The following is a 19,655-nucleotide window of genomic DNA, read 5'->3' on the forward strand; positions in this document are numbered from 1 at the left end:
GATGCAGTGTCTTTTTTACAAAATCATTCTTGAATGGGGAGATAATTGGATGCAATATTTTGCAACAGAAGCGGAGACGATTTTTTATCAACAACCACGCAAATTTACGAAATTAGATTCACCTGATATTTTGTCCTATGCATTAGGTGCAACATTATATATGCCCGCGTCTATGCCTAACATTATTGACATGGTACAATCACAAAAATATCAAGAGTTAAAGTCACTTGTTATTGATTTAGAAGATGCAGTTGGGGATGCAGAGCTAACAAGTTGTGAAGAAAAAATTATAGAAGATATCAGTACGCTTTATACATTATATCTTCAAAAGGATATATTACTTGAAGATTTACCGCTTCTATTTATTCGTGTGCGTAGTGTTGAGCAATTTAAGCTTTTAACCTCTAAATTAGGAAAGCGTCAAGAAGTGATTACAGGCTATGTGTTTCCTAAATTTACAGCAGTACAAGGGAGAGCTTATTTTGAAATACTAGAGCAAACAATCGCACAGCATCAACTAACGTTATATGGGATGCCGATTTTAGAAAGTCATGACATTTTATATAAGGAGTCTCGCATAACAGCATTATTTGCGATTAAAGACGTACTTCGTCAATACAGAAAACGTGTACTAAATGTCCGTATTGGTGCGACCGATTTTTGTGGGATTTACGGAATTCGACGTAGAGTAGACGCAACCATTTACGATATTGCTGTTATTCGAGATTGCATTGCGGATATCGTCAATGTACTTGGGCGTGAAGAAGATGACTTTGTTATTTCCGGACCAGTTTGGGAGTATTTCAGCAATGAGCGTGTATTAAAGCCAACGCTAAGAGCCACTCCGTTCAGTGAACAAGGAGCGTTGTTTGCCCGTAAGGCACTACTCGATGATTATTTAGATGGCCTAATGAAGGAAGTGGTATTAGATCAACAAAATGGTATTTTGGGTAAAACGATTATTCATCCTAGCCATATTCGAATTGTTCATGCCTTGTATGTTGTTTCATATGAGGAGTATTTAGATGCCATCAGCATTGTTGAAAATAATAATGGGCAAAAGGGTGTTTTAAAAAGCCATTATGCCAATAAAATGAATGAAATGAAACCACATATGAGATGGGCACAGAAAATTTTACGCCAAGCATATATTTATGGTGTATACAATGAATCTGCAAATTTTGCCTCTCTTTTATTGAACACAACAGTAGGGGGAACGACGGATGACGAAGCTCGACAACAAGTTGAACATTATTCAGGATTATAAAATCGCAATAGAGATTACTGACAATCCTTATGATTTTGCTATAACAGATTTATTTAAAATGGCGACACGTATTAATAAAAAGAGACAGTTTTTATTTGTTAGTACAGTTCTTGGTAAGCATTTAGCAGTCCAGCCACAAGTACCGATACTGACAGGGGCTTTACTAGCTATGATGTATTATGAGCGATTGACAGGAAAAGAGCCTTTGTTAGTACAGTCTGTTGTACAGGCTATGCAAAATAGAGATAATGTGCAAGAGATTTTGCAGCAAGTGGAGGAACAAGGATTGGAACTAGCAGAAGACGTGCTATTTATTGGCTTTGCTGAAACAGCAACAGCGTTAGGGCATGCAGTATTTAATGTTTTTAAGTCTAATGCTACGTATATTCATACGACACGTGAACTAGTGCCAGAGCTTGAACCATTTGTGACATTTGAAGAAGAACATTCACATGCCACAAGTCATCGAGTATATTGCGAACAACCAGAAAAATTGCTACAAGCAAAACAGATTGTGCTTATTGATGATGAAATAACGACGGGCAATACAGTAGTAAATATTATCGAAACCTTGCAACGAAAATTCCCTCATGTCCAACGCTACTCGGTATTATCAATTTTAGATTGGCGTTCATCTAAACAACGAGCAATGTTTGCTCAGCTAGAAGCGCAATGGGGGATAACAATAGATTTTGTAGCTATTATGTCTGGGCACTTTACTTGTGAGGGTACACCGCTTTTAACGAGCAACCAAGTAGCAGCAACATTACCGCAAACAGCTGACATAGCTTTGCTTTCAGTGGATGAGGTAGTCGAACAAAAGCAGTACCATTCAATCGCTGAAAATGGCGTTATCAATAGAGCGCCATACATGTTAGCGACAGGTCGATTCACGATAACAGCCGAGCAGCATGTTGCGCAAAAGAAAACATTGCAAGCCATCGCGGCTCAATTACGAGCACTTCGTACAGGTGGTCCAGCACTTGTCATTGGAACAGGTGAATTTATGTATGTGCCAATGCAAATAGCGACTTGTTTAGGACAGGAAGTATATTTTCAATCAACAACACGTAGTCCCATTTATTGTGCAGATGACCCTTCCTACACAATTACTGATAAAATAGCTTTCGAAAGTCCAGAAAATAATGGTGTCGAAAATTACTTATACAACTTACATAGTCATCCGTATTCGGAACTTTTTTTAGTCATAGAACGTATAGCCAATCAAGAGGTCGTTGCAAAGACAGTGCAAGCATTGAAGGCAGTGAGTAACGCAAATATTTACGTTATTTGTATGCACGACTGGAGGACTATATAATGCATGAAATAAAACAGCCAGATAAAATGGGAAGCTATTCTTCAGAAGATGTTGTGTTTTTGCTACGAGATATTAGTAACATAAGCTTAGAAATAGATAATGAACAGCGAGAACGACTTATTCAATCGGGGACACATTATTCAGAAATGTTGCCTGTAGAATATCTTCCTTCCGAAGCGTACATGACGTTGTTTTATCAAACATTGGAAGACTATGCAGAACGCATTGCACTAGCTGTTGGTGTGGTGGCACAGCAAATTGTAGCACGTCAAGGTTTAGAGCATTTAGTGCTTGTTAGTCTAGCGAGAGCGGGAACGCCAATAGGTATTTTAATTAAACGATATATAAAAATGCATTATAACGTCAGCGTTCCGCATTATACGATATCGATTCTTCGTGGTCGTGGTATTGATGAGACTGCTATTCGGTATATATTTACTCAGCACCCACATGCGCGCATTCAATTTATTGATGGTTGGACAGGGAAAGGGGCCATAACAAGGGAATTACAACAAGCGTGCGCAAGCTATAATGAACAAAATATTCAACAACTAGATGCTACATTAGCGGTGCTTGCTGATCCAGGACATTGTGCAGCCATTTATGGCACGCGAGCAGATTTCTTAATACCTTCCGCATGTTTAAATTCAACGGTTTCAGGGTTAGTGAGCCGTACGGTATGGAATGAGCAGTTTATGGATGGCACTGATTTTCATGGGGCGAAATATTATAAAGAACTACAAGATGCAGACGTATCCAATTTCTATATAGACCGTATCAGTGCCCATTTTACACAAGTACAGAAGGATGTAGCGCAACAACTTTGTGAGCGAACATCATCTGCTATTACATGGCAAGGAATGGAGTCGGTTGTGACTATTCAACAACAGTATGGCATTACCAATCATCATCTTGTAAAACCAGGCGTGGGCGAAACAACGCGCGTCTTACTTCGAAGAGTTCCGTGGAAAATTTTAGTTAACCCAACATATGTACAGGAATTGGCGCACATTTTACTGTTAGCCAAAGAAAAAAATGTTCAAATTGAAGAATATCCACAAATGTCCTATGCATGCTGTGGTTTAATAAAAGAAGTGTAGAGGAGAGAAGACATGCTACTATTTACATCAGATTTAGATCGTACGCTTATTTACTCCCAGCGCATGATGGAGAAATTCCCATCGAAAACAGCACCGATTATAGCCGAACGAAAAGAGGGAGTGGGACTTAGTATGATGACGGAAGTTACGATGTCATTATTGCAGCAAGTCCACCAACAAACTTTATTCGTACCAGTTACAACGCGAGCAGTACATCAATATGAACGTATCCATGTTATAAAAGAATTGCGTCCTACTTTTGCAATTACGAGCAATGGCGGTACAATAATAGAACAAGGACATCCTAATAAGGAATGGTCGAAAATATTACGTAAACGAATAGAAGATTCCTCTATTCCAAAGGCGGATTTGCTACGTAAATTTAATAGCTACCAATCAGATGAATGGCTTCAACAATCGTTTTATGTTGATGAGCTATTTTATGTCCATTATGTCGATGTCAATATTATACAGGATGTCGAAGTCCAAGCAATGATTCAAGAGTTTGCAGTCCATGGTTGGCACGTCTTGCTGCAAGGAAGAAAATTATATTTTTTGCCAAAAGTGCTTACAAAAGAAGCTGCAATCTCGTATTTGAAGGAGCATTGTACATATAATATGCACGTGGCGGCAGGCGATTCCATAATGGATTACGGCATGCTCGCTATTGCTGATAAAGGCTATACACCAAACCACGGCGATTTAAAAGACAAACAACCACAAATACTAAAGAACACAATGTATTCGCCTTATAACGGTGAAGCTTTTACGAAATATTTACTCGAAGATGTTTTACAATTGGCCAATAAGCAACCAATTGTGTAAGTATGATGTAAGGAGGTGACGCTTGTATGCAAACAGTCACAATTGAATCTGTTTTAGAAAGAGATTCTTATGATTGGCTACAAGCCTTCCAAGATTCAGCGAACGTGCGAACAGTTTACGAGGTGACACCACAACAAATCCGTTTTAGTCGTATCGCTGTTCGTATATTGGGCGTACCGATTGAAGAAGATGATTATTTTAATTCCTTATATACAATGTCCCAAAATCCCAATGTTCATATATTAAGTGAAGAATTAAATAAACATATTGAGCAAAAGGATTTTCAAGCATTGCAAACGATTTTAGAGCAACATCAGCAATCCCCTAAAGGCTTGTCTATAAATCGATTGATTGCCATGATGTATGGTCATCAACTCATTCCTAAGCACGATGATGCTTCAATGAATCGTCATTTACAGCTAGTGACAATGCGTGTAGTGGAACGCTTCCGAGAGCAGCAATCACTCGGTTTACTTGCCAATGATTTCCGACGCTTTTTAATAGATATGGTCAAGTGGCTAAAAAATCATTGGATTCAGTGGACAAAAACGATGAAGCCGACAGATGATTTTCCTAAGGTTGTTTGGTATGGTGAGACAACAATGAGTCAGCGCTATTTTCTTCTATTACTAATGGAGCTGGGCTGTGATGTGTTAATCTTCCATCCATCAGCGATTGATGAGTTTGCAACAGTAGATCCTACTGATGCATTTTCTGTTTCGTACGCCTACGTAAGTCAAACAGCGTTACAGCCCTTTCCTGATAAATTACGAGAACGTCAAGCAACTGTTGGCTATAGTTCTAGCCAACATTACGAGCATTTAATGCATGACCATCAATCGGGTGTTTATCGACCTTGGCAATTTAAAGATCATATGCCACAATCATTAACATTACGCATGACCTATGATGATATTTTTATTTATGCTAACGAAAAGGCAATGGTTCGTCCGAAATTTGAGGCTCTCCGAGATAAAGTAATTATTCCCGTTATTTTCGCCAAAATTAGCGGTGTTTCTAGTAGACGTGAAGAGTACTGGGCCAATATGCATCAGTTGCTAGCTAGCCCGCAAACTGTTTTTGTACAGGAATTTCCGTATGCTAAAACGAGCAGAGCGAATTTCCATTTTCACTATAAACATTGTTTAGTAAATGGTGAGCTATCTACGGAGCGCATCTTGCAAAGTGATTGGTGGCAATATGGGGAGTTAACACTGGAGTTACAACAAGCCATTGCTCATACGATTAAAACTTCTTGTGAACAGCCATTGCTTAAACGACAACCTAATGAGTCGCCCTATGATTTGCAATTATTTTTATTTAAGCAAATGACGATGATTCCAAAGGAAATATTGCGCCTGTTACAAAGCTTTGACTATGCTCAGGAAGTACCAAAGTTGGTGCTCTATCAAGCACCTCAGCAACCGACATTGACCCGCGAAGATATTGCATTATTTGCATTTTTAAATCGCTTTGGTGTGGATATTATTTTCTACAATCCAACAGGAAAGCTTGATTTAGAAAAGCATTTGCTAGAGGATACGTTTGATGGGCATCGTTTAGAGCATATGGTGTTTGACTTACAATTTGAAGAGCCAAAGCAGCAAAAGTCAAAACCGGATAAAATGATTAAAAAATTGTTTAACCGTTTCTTCTGACTGCTTGGAAAGGAGGAACTTGATGTCAAATAGCGCAATAACTATAGAACGATTGACAGCTGAAACCGCAGATCTTACAAAACATCAGCTGTGTCAAAGTCCTGAAGTTCAGCATATTGCCAATCATATTAATGTGAAAAATAAAATAGAACTAACAGAGCTTGGTAAAGAGCCTGCCATTAAGCTTTCGCGATTCTCTGATCAAATATTAAAAACAATTGCCCATTCAAAAGTAAATGAATCGAATGATTTATTAAAGCAGCTTGAAGCCTTGATGGATCAATTCGATAAAAAAGAAGTGATGGAGCAACAAAGTTTCTTTAGCAAACTGTTTAAACGAGCACCAAGGAATAAAGAAGATTTGTATGCAAAATATAATCGTCTTGGTAGAGATATCGAAAAAATCCATTATCAATTTGTTCTAATGGAAGATGCATTGGCGAATGATAATCGGATGCTTGCTCGTTTATATAGCGAAAATTTGACATACTATTTGGAGCTTGAAAAATATATTATAGCAGCAGAAATGAAGCTAGATGAAATCAAGACAACATTAATGCCAATGTATGAAAAACAAAGTGAAGCAGGAAATCAAATCGCTAAAATGGAGCTTACAACGTTACAAGCGATTGCTGAAACACTTGCCCAAAAAATTGATGAGCTTGAGAAATCGCGTATGGTAGCTATTTTAGGGGCAACACAAATGGATATGCTACGCAATGGCAATAGCGCATTAATGGAGCAAATAAACGGAGCTTTTGTCACAACCATTCCTGTATTTAAGATGGGGATTATGAATGCAGTAAATGAAAAACGCCAACAGCTACAAGATAAATCGGCAGCCGCTTTTGAAAAACGTATGAAACAATATGGTGAAACAAACAGCAATGCTGTTGCGCAGAGTATAATGCATGCCCAACAAAATGAGCCGACGCTGACGCTCGAAGAAATGTGGGAGACAATCATTACTGGTATTGCAAGTTACCGTCAACTACGCGCCGAACAAACAACAAAGCGCCAACAAATAGAGCAGCAACTAACTAAAGCTTAACAATAATTGTGTGAGTGACTGGCACTTAGCAAAAAGCCGCAACCTCCGCTGTCACGCGGATTGTTGCGGCTTTTATTTGCGTTGTTCGGGGGAATTGTGTGAGTGACTGGCACTTAAATTAAATAAATTCTTCTTCGATTTCTAAGTTGATTTCTTCACCATGATGGCTTTGGTATGACACAATGAGCGTATCCAAATGTTCTAAGTTTTCTTCGTAATCTAGAATACGCGATAAAATATAAAGGAGATGATAGCTAGAAAATTCCGTATCTCCTTCTGCGTGTGCATAGGTTATTTGATTGATGAAAATTTCCATTAACTGATTGCGCTGAATGTAGTCGATATGCTTACTCCATTCTGAATGCTCAGGCTTTAATTTCCCTGTATATTTCAGTAACAGTTGCTCATGGTAGGTAAGCAGGAAGTCCAGTCGTTCTTGAATCATTAAATGAAATTGAGTAGGCAGTTGTGCCAATTCATTTTCATGCTTATGCAGCCGTTGTAACAATTCTAAACTTTTTTTAGAAGTTGTAATCATTTGGCGATAGACAACTAATTTCCGTGCTTTAACAAATTTTTTATTTTTAAAGTAATTGCGTTCTTCCTTAAAAAAATCATAGAGTGTGTCCACACGCAGCATACGGTCTTTAAATTTGCTTAAAGCCGTTTTAGTAGACGTATGTTCAGAGGCTTGACGAACAGCTAAACGCGTCCAGCGGATAATGTCATCCTGTAAAAAGTAAATTTTGCGGAAAAGTTTTACTTCGTATTTAGGTGGCAAAAACACAAGGTTGACGACAAATGCTGCTAAAACCCCAACTAAAATGGTAAGAAAGCGGATAAGACCGAAAGTCAGAAAGTCATCGCCTTGAATTTCCATAATAGCTACAACAGATACAAGTGCTAAGGAAAGAGACTTTTCAAGCTTGAACTTTAACATTATGCCGATTGCTGTAATGACTGCAATGCCAACAGCCACAACGTGATGGCCGAAAAGTAAACCGAAAACAACTGCAATGGAAGCTCCTATAACGTTGGCTTGAACTTGCTCAACAATCGTTTGATAGGAGCGATAAATTGACGGTTGAATGGCAAAGATTGCTGCGATTCCAGCAAAAACTGGAGACGGTAATTGCAGGAGCTCAGCAACAAATAACGCAAAGACAATAGCTACACCAGTTTTAAATACACGGGCACCTAATTTCATAAAAAAATCGATGTCCTTTCTGTCTAAAATTTTTAACTTGCTTCAGCAGCAGTTCACCACTTCAATAACAGTGGACAATCATGTTTATACACTGGCTTCAGTAAATTTAAACATCTACTCAATCAAGTTAAAGACCCCGCGGATGTCACAGATTTTTACTTGAGCTTTTCGGGATAGACTCAAAAAACTGGACGTATTTACACCGAGGGTAATGAATGCTTCTTTACATTATAGAAGGAAGTTTCTATAAAATACATAGATTTGTATAACAGGATAAAAAAAAGACGACGCTCAAATGAGTGTCGCCTTTTTTGTTTCTATTAAAGCTGTGAAAATGCATAGTCGACAGCTTCGATTGTTTCACGAATATCTGCTTCTGTATGCTCTGTAGTTAAAAACCATGCTTCATATTTTGATGGAGCAAGGTTAATACCTTGGTTAAGCATTAATTTAAAGAATCGACCGAAAATTTCTCCGTCACTGCTTTCTGCTTGCTCATAGTTTTCAACTTTTACATCTGTAAAGTAAATTGTTAGTGCACCTTTTAGACGATTTAAAGTAATTGTGACACCGTGTTTTTTGGCTGCAGTTAAAATACCATCTTCTAAAATAGCACCAAGACGATCCATTTCATCGTAAATACCTGGAGTTGCTAATACTTCTAGGCATGCTATACCAGCTTGCATCGATGCTGGATTTCCTGCCATTGTCCCTGCTTGATATGCTGGTCCAAGTGGGGCAACGGTATCCATAATTTCTTTGCGACCACCGTATGCACCGATAGGTAAACCACCACCAATGACTTTTCCTAATGCAGTAAGGTCAGGCGTTAATCCAAGTAGTGTTTGTGCGCCACCGTAATGGAAACGGAATGCAGTAATTACCTCGTCATAAATCGTCAGTGCTCCTTTTTCTTTGGCTGTAGCGTGCACTAACTCCAAAAATCCAGTGTTTGGTTCCACAATACCGAAGTTACCGACAATGGGCTCTATTAAAATAGCAGCGATTTCATCGCCCCATGCATCCATCGCTTCAGTAAAAGCTTGTGGATTATTAAATGGTACAGTAATCACTTCTTCAGCAGTCGCAGTCGTTACACCTGCTGAGTCTGGTGTGCCTAATGTAGCTGGGCCAGAACCTGCAGCTACTAATACTAAATCAAAGTGACCGTGGTAACAGCCAGCGAATTTCATAATTTTTGTACGGCCAGTATAAGCACGAGCAACACGAATCGTTGTCATGACCGCTTCTGTACCAGAGTTATTAAAACGTACTTTATCCATTGAAGGAATAGCTTCTTTTAGCATTTTTGCGAAAGTTACTTCATATTCAGTTGGTGTCCCAAATAATGTACCGTTTTCAGCAGCATGAGAAATTGCTTTCGCAATATGCGGATGTCCATGCCCTGTAACAATTGGACCGTATGCGGCTAAATAGTCGATATAACGGTTGCCGTCAACATCCCAGAAATAAGCTCCTTTTCCTCGGGCCATTGCAACAGGGGAGCCACCACCTACTGCTTTATAAGAACGAGAAGGGCTGTTCACACCACCAACGATATGCAAAAGCGCTTCTTCGTGTACTGCTTCTGATTTTGAGTGATTCATTAATATTGCCTCCTAAGTCATTATACTTAATCTATTGTAGACCTATCAGTGTAAGAAATCCAAAGAAAATAAGGGGGATATGACTTGATTTGTGACTTAGAGTAAAATAAGACATGCAAAGGAGGAGTTTAATATGACTTTAGTAGAAGGACAGAAAGCACCGGATTTTTCACTTGTTAATGACAAGGGGGAGCAAGTGCAATTAGCAGATTTCAGAGGCAAATATGTTATTTTGTATTTTTATCCGAAAGATATGACACCAGGTTGTACGACAGAGGCTTGTGATTTCCGTGATAAGCACGATGACTTTAGTCAGTTGAATGCAGTTGTATTAGGTGTGAGCCCTGATGATGCTCAAAAGCATACGAAATTTATCGATAAGCATGGGTTGCCATTTTCTCTTTTAGTGGATGAGGATCACGCTGTGGCTGAGGCTTATGGTGTATGGGTCTTGAAAAAAATGTATGGACGTGAATATATGGGAATTGAACGTTCTACTTTTTTAATTGATACGGAAGGTAAGCTTGTAAAGGTATGGCGCAAAGTGCGTGTGAAAAATCATATTGAAGAAGTTTACGCTTTTTTAGCCAAGCAGGAGGAGCAGTAATGAGAATCTATTTTACGTTTGAGCCAAGACCAGATTTACGTAAACCGTTAGTAGAGGAATTCCCACAATGTGATTTTGTATTTGAAAATGGTTTATCTACGGATGAATTACAAAAAGCAGACGTACTGGTTACATATGGTGAAGATTTAAACGATGCCAATATACAGTATGCTACCAAACTAAAGTGGATTTTTGTTGCTTCGGCAGGTGTAGAGAAAATGCCAGCACAAGCCATTATGGATCGGGATATTTTAGTATCTAATGTGCGAGGGATTCATAAAACACCGATGGCCGAGTCAATACTTGCTCATATTTTAGCCATTAAGCGTGCATTGCCATGGATGTATGAGCAACAAAAGAAAAGTGAATGGTCGAAAAAAGGAAAGCAAACGGAATTACGAGATAGTACAGCACTTATTTTAGGACCGGGTGCCATTGGATCGGAAGTAGGTCGGTTACTACAAGCGTTTGGGGTAACAACAATAGGCTGTAACCGTTCGGGCAATGCAGCACCTTATATGGATGAGATGGTGAATTTCGCTAAGTTAACAGAAGCTTTGCCTAAGGCGGATATCGTACTTTCTGTCTTACCGAAAACACCAGATACTACGCACTTATTGAAGGATGAGCATTTTAATGCAATGAAAAACGATGCCATTTTCATGAATTTTGGTCGTGGAAATTTAGTAGATGAGAAAGTTCTTATTCGTGCTATTGAAGCGGGTGAGATTGGTTATGCCGTATTAGATGTGTTTGAAGAAGAACCACTTAGTGCAAACAATCCTTTATGGTCATACTCCAATGTAATTGTTTCACCACATGTTTCAAGTCATTCTTCACGTTATGTAGAGCGTAGCTTAGCTATTTTTAAGCCAAGTTTGACGAAATGGTTGGATGGAGATACCGCTTTAGAAAATGTTATGGATTTGTCGAGGGGTTATTAAATTGTAATTTAATTTAGATGACGCATAGGCGAATGTTGACAGATGTTAGCTTAATTCGATACACTAATTGTAACAATTATAAATTAATAATACTTATGAAAAGGGGTGCATGACGATGTCTATACCGCATTTACAGGATGCACTTGACACGTTAAAAACAACTGGTGTACGCATTACTCCTCAGCGTCATGCTATTTTAGAATATTTAATTCAATCGATGACACATCCAACTGCCGATGAAATTTATAAAGCACTTGAAGGGAAATTTCCGAATATGAGTGTAGCAACTGTCTACAATAATTTACGAGTTTTCCGGGAAGTAGGATTAGTGAAAGAGTTGACGTATGGGGATGCTTCTAGCCGTTTTGATTTTGTGACCAACGATCACTATCATATGATTTGTGAATGCTGTGGTAAGATTGTCGATTTCCATTACCCAGGTTTAGATGAAATCGAACACTTTGCTTCTCAAGTAACAGACTTTGATGTGCATTCACACCGTCTAGAAATATACGGCACATGTCCAGCTTGTAAAGATGTTGAAGCGAAAGTACAGTAAATTTCTTGTGGTCTTTGGGTTTTAATAAGGTTAAGAGTGAATAATTTAAAGAGGCAAGTGGGCGTTTTGCTCGCTTGCTTTTTATTGTGGAGTGGCGAAAATTGCTTTAAAAAGCCCAAATATTCACGATATTAATAGCGTGATGAAAATTGACAAGGTGTTGATGGTTCAAAAAACTGCTGTGTTGATATAGCAACTTTGTATTAACAGTAACTAGAGAGGAGGGATTGAATGAATGTACAATTAGGGAGTAGTAATTACTTTAGTACATTGAAAAAAGAAGAGCGTTTATCGGAGGATTTATTTTTAGTAAAGAAAAGAAAAGCAACATATGAAATAAGAAAAGAGGATGGTTATATACGTCATATAGTCACGAAAGAAAATGGGGAAAAGGTCGTTGTAAGAGAAGTGAAAATATCAAAGCAAGAAGAAAAAGAACATTCTTTTGGTGACATAAACGATATGATTGCACAAAAATTAGTAGACCAAATGATAAAATCATTCGATGACAGACAGAACCAACAAAAATTTTTAAAAACAGGCATAGCTGGTTTAAAAGAAAAACAAATTACTAAATATATAGTGAGTATATAATTGGTAGCAGTGATTAACTGACCTAAATTACAACAATAACAAAAAATCCTAGCTCTTGAGGACTAGGATTTTTTTGCTTTGTTATTATAAGATTGGTCGAACTCTTTTCCTTCAAGTGTAGGATCAAGAGTTAACGGTTCATTGCAGTACATGCACATATCAACTCGACCTAAAACTTTCGTATGCTTATGACAATTTGGGCATTCTACTTGAACGGCTCTTGTAGAGAGAAGGCCAATCCAAGCATAGACAACTGTACTACCAATAATACATAGTAAACCAAGTGTCATGAAGATTAAGACAAGGATGGGATTGTTTTTAAAGAATATCCCCCCATACATAACAACAAAGCCGATAAAAATAAGTGCTAATGCGAATGAACGGATTTTATTAATTTTACTTTTGTAAGGTTTCATACAATATCTTGCCTCCCAATCTAAAATCTACTATAACATATAAGAACGAAGTATTTTAGCTTTGAGTAGGAGTCAAAGAAGGAATAGTTTTAGAGTATGTCGAAATTTTAACGAAATAAAGGTCTTACAATAAATAGAGGAGGGCTGAACATGGAGCAAGTATTGCGTCCTATATATCAAGAACGCGCGAGTCAGTCTAATACATTAGGTGTTATTTTAATGGAGAAACGTGAAGAGCAAAGTAATGTTACTGACACATTTGATACGGTATTACTAATTATCGTGAAAGAAGCGGATCAGCCTGTTTATACAAAGCACTACCTATATGAGGGAAATAAGGTAGCCTTACATACTGTTACAGAAAAATTGTTACGGAAATGGTTACTAATCGGCTCTAATAAGAAAGTCGTTGATTGGATTTTCTTTGGGAGAGTGTTGTTTGATCGCAATGAGTTCCTTCATAAACTAAAAATTGAACTGCAAGAGTTTCCGTTTAGTGGTCGGAAAATTAAAACGGGTATTCAATTCTCAAAGTTAATTCGTCGTTACTTAGAAGGAAAAGAATATTTTGATAAGGGTAGTTACCTAGATGCATACAATCATGTAGTAGATTCCTTGCATCATTTAGGGCGATTGTCCATTATAGATAGTGGGTTGTATCCAGAAGTTACGGTGTGGGCACAAGTGAAAAAAATTGAACCAGCCATTTACAAGCTTTACGAAGAACTTGTTATGAGCAGTGAACCAATTGAAAAGCGTTTAGAGCTTCTATTTTTAGCAAGTGAGTTTTTGATTCATTCACGTACACATGACGGAGCGCAACATATATTAGAAGTAATGCAAACAAAAGAGTCATGGACTATACAGGAATTACATGATCACCAAGAGCTTGTAAACTATTCCGTTGACTTAGAAGTATTCGTAGAATATTTAGTGGGGAAAGGCTACATTCTAATTGACCCTGTCGTTGCAAAAAGTGAAATGATATTTCATCGACATTATAAGGTGAATAAAGAGTCTATAGAATTTGAATAAACCTTGTAGTATGCTAGTAATCGAGGTATAAAAATGTATCTCGATATTTTTTTTAAAAAAGTGTTGACGTTTAATATAATGATATTGTATTATATTAATTGTCGCTAAGACGTAACAGAAACACTCGGAAAAATCAGTGAAAAAAACTTTTAAAAAGTTGTTGACACAAATTGAGTGAGATGTTAATATAAAGAAGTCGCTGAAAAACGACGAAACAAAATGAACCTTGAAAACTGAACAAGCAAAACGTAATCAATATAGTTTTTATTAGCTAACTTCGTTAGTGAACGAAACAAAATTTTGGACATCAAAATTGATGCCAGCAAAACAATTTGAGCTAATCAAATTTCTTTTATGGAGAGTTTGATCCTGGCTCAGGACGAACGCTGGCGGCGTGCCTAATACATGCAAGTCGAGCGAACAGAGAAGGAGCTTGCTCCTTTGACGTTAGCGGCGGACGGGTGAGTAACACGTGGGCAACCTACCCTATAGTTTGGGATAACTCCGGGAAACCGGGGCTAATACCGAATAATCTCTTGTCTCTCATGGGACAATACTGAAAGACGGTCTCGGCTGTCGCTATAGGATGGGCCCGCGGCGCATTAGCTAGTTGGTGAGGTAACGGCTCACCAAGGCAACGATGCGTAGCCGACCTGAGAGGGTGATCGGCCACACTGGGACTGAGACACGGCCCAGACTCCTACGGGAGGCAGCAGTAGGGAATCTTCCACAATGGGCGAAAGCCTGATGGAGCAACGCCGCGTGAGTGAAGAAGGATTTCGGTTCGTAAAACTCTGTTGTAAGGGAAGAACAAGTACAGTAGTAACTGGCTGTACCTTGACGGTACCTTATTAGAAAGCCACGGCTAACTACGTGCCAGCAGCCGCGGTAATACGTAGGTGGCAAGCGTTGTCCGGAATTATTGGGCGTAAAGCGCGCGCAGGTGGTTTCTTAAGTCTGATGTGAAAGCCCACGGCTCAACCGTGGAGGGTCATTGGAAACTGGGAGACTTGAGTGCAGAAGAGGATAGTGGAATTCCAAGTGTAGCGGTGAAATGCGTAGAGATTTGGAGGAACACCAGTGGCGAAGGCGACTATCTGGTCTGTAACTGACACTGAGGCGCGAAAGCGTGGGGAGCAAACAGGATTAGATACCCTGGTAGTCCACGCCGTAAACGATGAGTGCTAAGTGTTAGGGGGTTTCCGCCCCTTAGTGCTGCAGCTAACGCATTAAGCACTCCGCCTGGGGAGTACGGTCGCAAGACTGAAACTCAAAGGAATTGACGGGGGCCCGCACAAGCGGTGGAGCATGTGGTTTAATTCGAAGCAACGCGAAGAACCTTACCAGGTCTTGACATCCCGTTGACCACTGTAGAGATATGGTTTTCCCTTCGGGGACAACGGTGACAGGTGGTGCATGGTTGTCGTCAGCTCGTGTCGTGAGATGTTGGGTTAAGTCCCGCAACGAGCGCAACCCTTGATCTTAGTTGCCATCATTTAGTTGGGCACTCTAAGGTGACTGCCGGTGACAAACCGGAGGAAGGTGGGGATGACGTCAAATCATCATGCCCCTTATGACCTGGGCTACACACGTGCTACAATGGACGATACAAACGGTTGCCAACTCGCGAGAGGGAGCTAATCCGATAAAGTCGTTCTCAGTTCGGATTGTAGGCTGCAACTCGCCTACATGAAGCCGGAATCGCTAGTAATCGCGGATCAGCATGCCGCGGTGAATACGTTCCCGGGCCTTGTACACACCGCCCGTCACACCACGAGAGTTTGTAACACCCGAAGTCGGTGAGGTAACCTTTTGGAGCCAGCCGCCGAAGGTGGGATAGATGATTGGGGTGAAGTCGTAACAAGGTAGCCGTATCGGAAGGTGCGGCTGGATCACCTCCTTTCTAAGGATATTTTCGGAATACAAACCTTGGGTTTGTAAGATTACGTTTTGCGTTCAGTTTTGAAGGTTCATTCTTCTGAATGAAACACTTCAAAATTTGTTCTTTGAAAACTGGATAAAACGACATTGAAATTGTAACAAACACATTTATTTTTTAAGTTTTTTATAGGCTTAATAACGAAATAGGGTTTCAAGACACAAGCAGTTCTAGGAAGCGAACGAGTGAATGAAGGAGCGTACTTACGTACGTGACTGATTGAACGAGAGAAGCTGACAACGAAATGCGCAGTGGATTGGAAGCCGATAGGTTAAGTTATTAAGGGCGCACGGCGAATGCCTTGGCACTAGGAGCCGAAGAAGGACGGCACTAACACCGATATGCTTCGGGGAGCTGTAAGTGAGCTTTGATCCGGAGATTTCCGAATGGGGGAACCCACTACGTTTAATCGCGTAGTATCTTGACGTGAATACATAGCGTCTTGAAGGCAGACCCAGGGAACTGAAACATCTAAGTACCTGGAGGAAGAGAAAGAAAAATCGATTCCCTGAGTAGCGGCGAGCGAAACGGGAAGAGCCCAAACCAAGAGGCTTGCCTCTTGGGGTTGTAGGACACTCTATACGGAGTTACAAAGGAATGAGTTAGATGAAGCGACTTGGAAAGGTCCGCCAGAGCAGGTAAAAGCCCTGTAGTCGAAAGTTCGTTCCCTCCAGAGTGGATCCTGAGTACGGCGGAACACGTGAAATTCCGTCGGAATCCGGGAGGACCATCTCCCAAGGCTAAATACTACCTAGTGACCGATAGTGAACCAGTACCGTGAGGGAAAGGTGAAAAGCACCCCGGAAGGGGAGTGAAAGAGATCCTGAAACCGTGTGCCTACAAGTAGTTAGAGCCCGTTAATGGGTGATAGCGTGCCTTTTGTAGAATGAACCGGCGAGTTACGATTACGTGCGAGGTTAAGCTTTAGAAGGCGGAGCCGCAGCGAAAGCGAGTCTGAATAGGGCGAATTAGTACGTGGTCGTAGACCCGAAACCAGGTGATCTACCCATGTCCAGGGTGAAGGTGAGGTAACACTTACTGGAGGCCCGAACCCACGCACGTTGAAAAGTGCGGGGATGAGGTGTGGGTAGCGGAGAAATTCCAATCGAACTTGGAGATAGCTGGTTCTCTCCGAAATAGCTTTAGGGCTAGCCTCGTGATGAGAATACTGGAGGTAGAGCACTGTTTGGACTAGGGGGCCATCCCGGTTTACCGAATTCAGACAAACTCCGAATGCCAGATATTTATACACGGGAGTCAGACTGCGAGTGATAAGATCCGTAGTCAAAAGGGAAACAGCCCAGACCACCAGCTAAGGTCCCAAAGTAATCGTTAAGTGGAAAAGGATGTGGCGTTGCACAGACAACCAGGATGTTGGCTTAGAAGCAGCCATCATTTAAAGAGTGCGTAATAGCTCACTGGTCGAGTGACGCTGCGCCGAAAATGTATCGGGGCTAAACGATTCACCGAAGCTGTGGATTGACATCTACGATGTCAGTGGTAGGAGAGCGTTCTAAGTGCGTTGAAGTCAGACCGGAAGGACTGGTGGAGCGCTTAGAAGTGAGAATGCCGGTATGAGTAGCGAAAGACGGGTGAGAATCCCGTCCACCGTATGACTAAGGTTTCCTGAGGAAGGCTCGTCCGCTCAGGGTTAGTCGGGACCTAAGCCGAGGCCGATAGGCGTAGGCGATGGACAACAGGTTGATATTCCTGTACCACCTCCTCACCGTTTGAGAAATGGGGGGACGCAGTAGGATAGGGTAAGCGCGCCGTTGGTTGTGCGCGTCCAAGCAGTAAGGCGTGTGTGTAGGCAAATCCGCACACTGTAACGTTGAGCTGTGATGGCGAGTCCGTATGGACGAAGTTCCTGATTTCACACTGCCAAGAAAAGCCTCTATCGAGGTGAGAGGTGCCCGTACCGCAAACCGACACAGGTAGTCGAGGAGAGAATCCTAAGGTGTGCGAGAGAACTCTCGTTAAGGAACTCGGCAAAATGACCCCGTAACTTCGGGAGAAGGGGTGCTCTTGAGCGTGCAAGCGCATGAGAGCCGCAGTGAATAGGCCCAGGCGACTGTTTAGCAAAAACACAGGTCTCTGCAAAACCGTAAGGTGACGTATAGGGGCTGACGCCTGCCCGGTGCTGGAAGGTTAAGAGGAGTGGTTAGCGCAAGCGAAGCTGCGAATTGAAGCCCCAGTAAACGGCGGCCGTAACTATAACGGTCCTAAGGTAGCGAAATTCCTTGTCGGGTAAGTTCCGACCCGCACGAAAGGCGTAACGATCTGGGCACTGTCTCAACGAGAGACTCGGTGAAATTATAGTACCTGTGAAGATGCAGGTTACCCGCGACAGGACGGAAAGACCCCGTGGAGCTTTACTGTAGCCTGATATTGAATTTTGGTACAACTTGTACAGGATAGGTAGGAGCCAGAGATCTCGGAGCGCCAGCTTCGAAGGAGGCGTCGGTGGGATACTACCCTGGTTGTATTGAAATTCTAACCCATGCCCCTTAGCGGGGCAGGAGACAGTGTCAGGCGGACAGTTTGACTGGGGCGGTCGCCTCCTAAAAGGTAACGGAGGCGCCCAAAGGTTCCCTCAGAATGGTTGGAAATCATTCGTAGAGTGTAAAGGCACAAGGGAGCTTGACTGCGAGACCTACAAGTCGAGCAGGGTCGAAAGACGGGCTTAGTGATCCGGTGGTTCCGCATGGAAGGGCCATCGCTCAACGGATAAAAGCTACCCCGGGGATAACAGGCTTATCTCCCCCAAGAGTCCACATCGACGGGGAGGTTTGGCACCTCGATGTCGGCTCATCGCATCCTGGGGCTGTAGTCGGTCCCAAGGGTTGGGCTGTTCGCCCATTAAAGCGGTACGCGAGCTGGGTTCAGAACGTCGTGAGACAGTTCGGTCCCTATCCGTCGTGGGCGTAGGAAATTTGAGAGGAGCTGTCCTTAGTACGAGAGGACCGGGATGGACACACCGCTGGTGTACCAGTTGTCTTGCCAAAGGCATCGCTGGGTAGCTATGTGTGGACGGGATAAGTGCTGAAAGCATCTAAGCATGAAGCCCCCCTCAAGATGAGATTTCCCATTACGCAAGTAAGTAAGATCCCTCAAAGACGATGAGGTAGATAGGTTCGAGGTGGAAGTGTGGTGACACATGGAGCTGACGAATACTAATCGATCGAGGACTTAACCAAAAAGTTTGAAACATTCAATGAACCGTTTATCCAGTTTTGAAAGAATAAAAAAGTATTTCTTAAATACTTGTAATTATAATGATATATGTTATAATAGGTAATGTCTTTCAAATAGTCTAGTGATGATGGCAAAGAGGTCACACCCGTTCCCATACCGAACACGGAAGTTAAGCTCTTTAGCGCCGATGGTAGTTGGGGGCTTCCCCCTGTGAGAGTAGGACGTCGCTAGGCTATACATACTAAAATTATTCCGAAGTAGCTCAGTTGGTAGTAGCACCTGACTGTTAATCAGGTTGTCGCAGGTTCGAGTCCTGCCTTCGGAGCCATTCTT

14 protein-coding genes, 1 tRNA gene and 3 rRNA genes are annotated in these 19,655 nt (G+C 41.2%); 15 read left to right on the plus strand and 3 right to left on the minus strand.

Translation table 11 applies throughout. The annotated features are described in order from the left end of the window. The first annotated feature begins 49 nt into the window (after nucleotides 1-49). From LS41612_RS03655 to LS41612_RS03680, 6 genes are read left to right on the plus strand one after another with little or no spacing between them, the layout of a single operon-like run. The gene (locus tag LS41612_RS03655) at nucleotides 50-1,267 is read left to right on the plus strand and encodes an HpcH/HpaI aldolase/citrate lyase family protein (RefSeq protein ID WP_024364560.1); all 1,218 of its coding nucleotides are present in this window, start codon (nucleotides 50-52) and stop codon (nucleotides 1,265-1,267) included. Next, nucleotides 1,224-2,585, plus strand: coding sequence for a phosphoribosyltransferase family protein (locus LS41612_RS03660; RefSeq protein ID WP_024364561.1), 1,362 nt, complete (start codon nucleotides 1,224-1,226; stop codon nucleotides 2,583-2,585). Before LS41612_RS03655 ends, LS41612_RS03660 begins: the two co-directional genes overlap by 44 nt. Further along, nucleotides 2,585-3,685, plus strand: a complete 1,101-nt coding sequence (locus LS41612_RS03665) for a cysteine protease StiP family protein (protein WP_024364562.1) — start codon at nucleotides 2,585-2,587, stop codon at nucleotides 3,683-3,685. Before LS41612_RS03660 ends, LS41612_RS03665 begins: the two co-directional genes overlap by 1 nt. A gap of 12 nt (nucleotides 3,686-3,697) precedes the next feature. Beyond that, on the plus strand, nucleotides 3,698-4,510 hold the full coding sequence (locus LS41612_RS03670; protein WP_024364563.1) for an HAD family hydrolase: 813 nt from the start codon (nucleotides 3,698-3,700) through the stop codon (nucleotides 4,508-4,510). A gap of 26 nt (nucleotides 4,511-4,536) precedes the next feature. After that, nucleotides 4,537-6,168, plus strand: coding sequence for a YceG family protein (locus tag LS41612_RS03675; RefSeq protein ID WP_024364564.1), 1,632 nt, complete (start codon nucleotides 4,537-4,539; stop codon nucleotides 6,166-6,168). A 22-nt stretch (nucleotides 6,169-6,190) separates the two neighbouring features. Further along, entirely contained in the window at nucleotides 6,191-7,219 is a 1,029-nt protein-coding gene (locus tag LS41612_RS03680; protein ID WP_024364565.1) for a toxic anion resistance protein, read from the plus strand. 118 nt (nucleotides 7,220-7,337) lie between these two features. Here LS41612_RS03680 and LS41612_RS03685 read toward each other — a convergent pair whose 3' ends face one another. Next, nucleotides 7,338-8,426, minus strand: coding sequence for an FUSC family protein (locus LS41612_RS03685; RefSeq protein ID WP_024364566.1), 1,089 nt, complete (start codon nucleotides 8,424-8,426; stop codon nucleotides 7,338-7,340). 320 nt (nucleotides 8,427-8,746) lie between these two features. Then, on the minus strand, nucleotides 8,747-10,033 hold the full coding sequence (locus LS41612_RS03690; protein ID WP_024364567.1) for a glutamate-1-semialdehyde 2,1-aminomutase: 1,287 nt from the start codon (nucleotides 10,031-10,033) through the stop codon (nucleotides 8,747-8,749). Nucleotides 10,034-10,166: 133 nt separating this feature from the next. Between LS41612_RS03690 and bcp the strand changes: the two genes are divergently transcribed. From bcp to LS41612_RS03710, 4 genes are all read left to right on the plus strand, one after another. Then, complete coding sequence (bcp, locus tag LS41612_RS03695; RefSeq protein WP_024364568.1) at nucleotides 10,167-10,640, plus strand: thioredoxin-dependent thiol peroxidase; 474 nt, start codon at nucleotides 10,167-10,169, stop codon at nucleotides 10,638-10,640. Next, nucleotides 10,640-11,584, plus strand: coding sequence for a D-2-hydroxyacid dehydrogenase (locus tag LS41612_RS03700; protein WP_024364569.1), 945 nt, complete (start codon nucleotides 10,640-10,642; stop codon nucleotides 11,582-11,584). Before bcp ends, LS41612_RS03700 begins: the two co-directional genes overlap by 1 nt. Nucleotides 11,585-11,699: 115 nt before the next feature. Continuing rightward, nucleotides 11,700-12,143, plus strand: coding sequence for a peroxide-responsive transcriptional repressor PerR (gene perR / locus LS41612_RS03705; protein WP_024364570.1), 444 nt, complete (start codon nucleotides 11,700-11,702; stop codon nucleotides 12,141-12,143). Between the two features lie 231 nt (nucleotides 12,144-12,374). Further along, nucleotides 12,375-12,737, plus strand: coding sequence for a hypothetical protein (locus tag LS41612_RS03710; RefSeq protein WP_024364571.1), 363 nt, complete (start codon nucleotides 12,375-12,377; stop codon nucleotides 12,735-12,737). 62 nt (nucleotides 12,738-12,799) lie between these two features. Here the strand turns inward: LS41612_RS03710 and LS41612_RS03715 are convergent, their stop codons facing one another. Beyond that, the gene (locus tag LS41612_RS03715) at nucleotides 12,800-13,153 is read right to left on the minus strand and encodes a YgzB family protein (protein WP_024364572.1); all 354 of its coding nucleotides are present in this window, start codon (nucleotides 13,151-13,153) and stop codon (nucleotides 12,800-12,802) included. 150 nt (nucleotides 13,154-13,303) lie between these two features. Here LS41612_RS03715 and LS41612_RS03720 point away from each other — a divergent pair, with 150 nt between their 5' ends. The 5 genes from LS41612_RS03720 (at nucleotide 13,304) to LS41612_RS03740 (ending at nucleotide 19,650) form a co-directional block, all read left to right on the plus strand. Further along, complete coding sequence (locus LS41612_RS03720; RefSeq protein WP_024364573.1) at nucleotides 13,304-14,188, plus strand: nucleotidyltransferase-like protein; 885 nt, start codon at nucleotides 13,304-13,306, stop codon at nucleotides 14,186-14,188. Nucleotides 14,189-14,539: 351 nt separating this feature from the next. After that, a 16S ribosomal RNA gene (locus LS41612_RS03725) occupies nucleotides 14,540-16,091 on the plus strand. 305 nt (nucleotides 16,092-16,396) lie between these two features. Beyond that, a 23S ribosomal RNA gene (locus LS41612_RS03730) occupies nucleotides 16,397-19,324 on the plus strand. 115 nt (nucleotides 19,325-19,439) lie between these two features. Then, nucleotides 19,440-19,555: ribosomal RNA gene (gene rrf / locus LS41612_RS03735) — 5S ribosomal RNA — on the plus strand. Together the 16S, 23S and 5S rRNA genes with 1 tRNA gene alongside form the textbook arrangement of a ribosomal RNA operon. Before the next feature lie 18 nt (nucleotides 19,556-19,573). Then, nucleotides 19,574-19,650: transfer RNA gene (locus LS41612_RS03740), tRNA-Asn, on the plus strand. The last annotated feature ends 5 nt before the right edge of the window (nucleotides 19,651-19,655 follow it).

It is taken from the genome of Lysinibacillus sphaericus (assembly GCF_002982115.1).
In the GTDB taxonomy this organism is placed as follows: Bacteria; Bacillota; Bacilli; order Bacillales_A; family Planococcaceae; genus Lysinibacillus; species Lysinibacillus sphaericus.

What these genes read in the sequence shown, in the direction of transcription:
- LS41612_RS03655 (WP_024364560.1), top strand. Translation starts at nt 50, where the DNA reads ATGCAATATTTTGCAACAGAAGCGGAGACGATTTTTTATCAACAACCA.
- LS41612_RS03660 (WP_024364561.1), top strand. Translation starts at nt 1,224, where the DNA reads ATGACGAAGCTCGACAACAAGTTGAACATTATTCAGGATTATAAAATC.
- LS41612_RS03665 (WP_024364562.1), top strand. Translation starts at nt 2,585, where the DNA reads ATGCATGAAATAAAACAGCCAGATAAAATGGGAAGCTATTCTTCAGAA.
- LS41612_RS03670 (WP_024364563.1), top strand. Translation starts at nt 3,698, where the DNA reads ATGCTACTATTTACATCAGATTTAGATCGTACGCTTATTTACTCCCAG.
- LS41612_RS03675 (WP_024364564.1), top strand. Translation starts at nt 4,537, where the DNA reads ATGCAAACAGTCACAATTGAATCTGTTTTAGAAAGAGATTCTTATGAT.
- LS41612_RS03680 (WP_024364565.1), top strand. Translation starts at nt 6,191, where the DNA reads ATGTCAAATAGCGCAATAACTATAGAACGATTGACAGCTGAAACCGCA.
- LS41612_RS03685 (WP_024364566.1), bottom strand. Translation starts at nt 8,426, where the DNA reads ATGAAATTAGGTGCCCGTGTATTTAAAACTGGTGTAGCTATTGTCTTT.
- LS41612_RS03690 (WP_024364567.1), bottom strand. Translation starts at nt 10,033, where the DNA reads ATGAATCACTCAAAATCAGAAGCAGTACACGAAGAAGCGCTTTTGCAT.
- bcp (WP_024364568.1), top strand. Translation starts at nt 10,167, where the DNA reads ATGACTTTAGTAGAAGGACAGAAAGCACCGGATTTTTCACTTGTTAAT.
- LS41612_RS03700 (WP_024364569.1), top strand. Translation starts at nt 10,640, where the DNA reads ATGAGAATCTATTTTACGTTTGAGCCAAGACCAGATTTACGTAAACCG.
- perR (WP_024364570.1), top strand. Translation starts at nt 11,700, where the DNA reads ATGTCTATACCGCATTTACAGGATGCACTTGACACGTTAAAAACAACT.
- LS41612_RS03710 (WP_024364571.1), top strand. Translation starts at nt 12,375, where the DNA reads ATGAATGTACAATTAGGGAGTAGTAATTACTTTAGTACATTGAAAAAA.
- LS41612_RS03715 (WP_024364572.1), bottom strand. Translation starts at nt 13,153, where the DNA reads ATGAAACCTTACAAAAGTAAAATTAATAAAATCCGTTCATTCGCATTA.
- LS41612_RS03720 (WP_024364573.1), top strand. Translation starts at nt 13,304, where the DNA reads ATGGAGCAAGTATTGCGTCCTATATATCAAGAACGCGCGAGTCAGTCT.